General features: G+C 38.1%; 2 protein-coding genes. One reads left to right on the forward strand and one right to left on the reverse strand.

All coding sequences use genetic code 11. The features are described 5' to 3' along the window. The first annotated feature begins 88 nt into the window (after positions 1-88). Complete coding sequence (gene polX / locus J7J33_01015; protein ID MCD6167874.1) at positions 89-1,810, forward strand: DNA polymerase/3'-5' exonuclease PolX; 1,722 nt, start codon at positions 89-91, stop codon at positions 1,808-1,810. 15 nt (positions 1,811-1,825) lie between these two features. Here the strand turns inward: polX and J7J33_01020 are convergent, their stop codons facing one another. Beyond that, complete coding sequence (locus J7J33_01020) at positions 1,826-2,071, reverse strand: DUF505 family protein (GenBank protein MCD6167875.1); 246 nt, start codon at positions 2,069-2,071, stop codon at positions 1,826-1,828. Between the last annotated feature and the right edge of the window lie 97 nt (positions 2,072-2,168).

The following is a 2,168-nucleotide window of genomic DNA, read 5'->3' on the forward strand; positions in this document are numbered from 1 at the left end:
AGCCTATCTTGGTTTATAAATTCTTAAAAATAGACTCTTTTGCTGTTTAAAAATAACAAAAATAGGGGATGAGGATTATAATTAAATTATGAGGAATAAAGAGGTTGCAAAGAAGTTATATGAACTTGCATCCCTTGCAGAACTTGCAGGAGAGAATCCATTTAAGGTAAATGCCTATATTGAGGCAGCAAGAAGGATAGAGAATCTTCCAATACCCATAGAGGAACTTGCAAAGGAGGGAAAACTCACAGAAATAAAGGGGGTTGGAACAGGAATTGCAAAGAAGATAAAACAATACCTTGAGACAGGAACCATTGAGAAACTTGAGGAATTTAAAAAGAAGGTTCCTCCATCACTTCTTGAGCTTGAAAAGATTCCTGGAATTGGACCAAAGGCAGCGCTTTCTCTATACAAACATCTTGGAATAAAGACCATAGAGGAACTCAAAGAGGCAGCAGAAAAAGGGAAGATAAGGGAACTCCCTGGATTTGGACCAAAGAAGGAAGAAAATATACTTAAAGCCCTTAAAGGTATGAAGAAAAAAGAGGAAAAGAGGGTATCCATTGGACTTGCTCTACCTTTAGCTGAATTTATAAGAGATGAGATAAAGAAAAAGGCACCCGTGGATAAGATTGAGATCTGTGGAAGTATAAGGAGAATGAAGGAAACCATAGGTGATATAGATATACTTGTAACAAGTAGGGAGAGTGAGAAAGTTATGGAGGTTTTTTCAAACCTTCCTGTTGTAAAGGAAGTGCTTGTTAGGGGAGATACAAAAACATCAGTTATAACAAAGGAAGATATACAGGTTGATGTTAGAGTTGTTGAGCCAGAATCCTTTGGAGCAGCCATTCAATACTTCACAGGTTCAAGGGAGCACAATGTAAAACTAAGAGAACTTGCAATAAAGAAAGGGCTTAAGATAAATGAGTATGGAGTTTTCAAAGGGGATAAAAGAATTGGGGGAGAGAAAGAGGAGGAAGTTTACAATCTCCTTGGTCTTCCATGGATACCTCCTGAAATGAGGGAGGATAGGGGAGAAATTGAGGAGGCAATGAGGGGTAAACTACCGAAACTTGTTGATTATAAGGATATAAAGGGAGATACCCATGTACACACAAAATACTCAGATGGGGTAAATAGTGTTGAGGAGATGGCTGAAGAAGCCATAAAGATGGGATATAAGTATATTGTAATCTCTGATCATGCAAAATCCCTTGGTGTGGCATCAGGTATGTCCATTGAGGAGTTTAAAAAACAGAAGAAAGAGATAGATAGATTGAATGAGAAGTTTGGTGATAAATTTAGAATATTCTTCTCTGTGGAGTTAAATATACTCTCAGATGGAAACGTGGATTTTCCAGAAGAAGAACTTGATATCTTTGACTTCTGTATAGCAGGAATTCACTCTGGATTTAACCAGAGTATGGAGAAGATGACCAATAGAATTAAAAAGGCAATGGGAATTAAGAAAGTAAAAATAATTGCACACCCGACAGGTAGGATAATTGGAGAAAGGGAGGGATACAAGGTGGACATTGAGGAGATATTTAAAGAGGCTAAAAATAGCGGTGTATTTCTTGAGATAAATGCAACACCACAGAGGCTTGATTTGAGTGATTTGAATGTTATGCACGCAAAGAGTCTTTATGGCTTAAAGTTTACAATAGGAACAGATGCCCATGCAAAGGTTTCTCTCCCTGACATAAGATATGGAGTTGGAGTGGCAAGGAGAGGGTGGCTTACAAAGGAAGATATTATAAATACACTCCCATTAAAGAAATTTGAAAAGATTATGAAGGAAAAATGAGGGAGCAAGGCTCCCTCATAAAACTTCTGTGTATCCTCCCAACCTCTCCTTTGGATTCATCTCACCTACAGCTTCAAGAAGGAGAAGTCCTGCATTGTTTACAGAATTTTGCCCTATAAAGCCAGCGGCTCTTGCAGCTTTTGTTGCATCATAAAACATCTCTTCTGAAAGCCCACTTCTTCTTAAGGCTTCCTTCAAATTCTTTGGAAGAACTCTTACCTTAGCAGCTTGACTAAGCCTGTGAAGGTGTAGATCTCTGATTCTGGAATGGAATTACATAGTTCACCTCCTTTTAAGTTATAATTCCCTTATGGGATACCTGTTTCTCTCATCAATATTTAGCAGCCTTGTTGCTATC

This window comes from Caldisericia bacterium, assembly GCA_021158845.1.
In the GTDB taxonomy this organism is placed as follows: Bacteria; Caldisericota; Caldisericia; order B22-G15; family B22-G15; genus B22-G15.

What these genes read in the sequence shown, in the direction of transcription:
- polX (MCD6167874.1), top strand. Translation starts at nt 89, where the DNA reads ATGAGGAATAAAGAGGTTGCAAAGAAGTTATATGAACTTGCATCCCTT.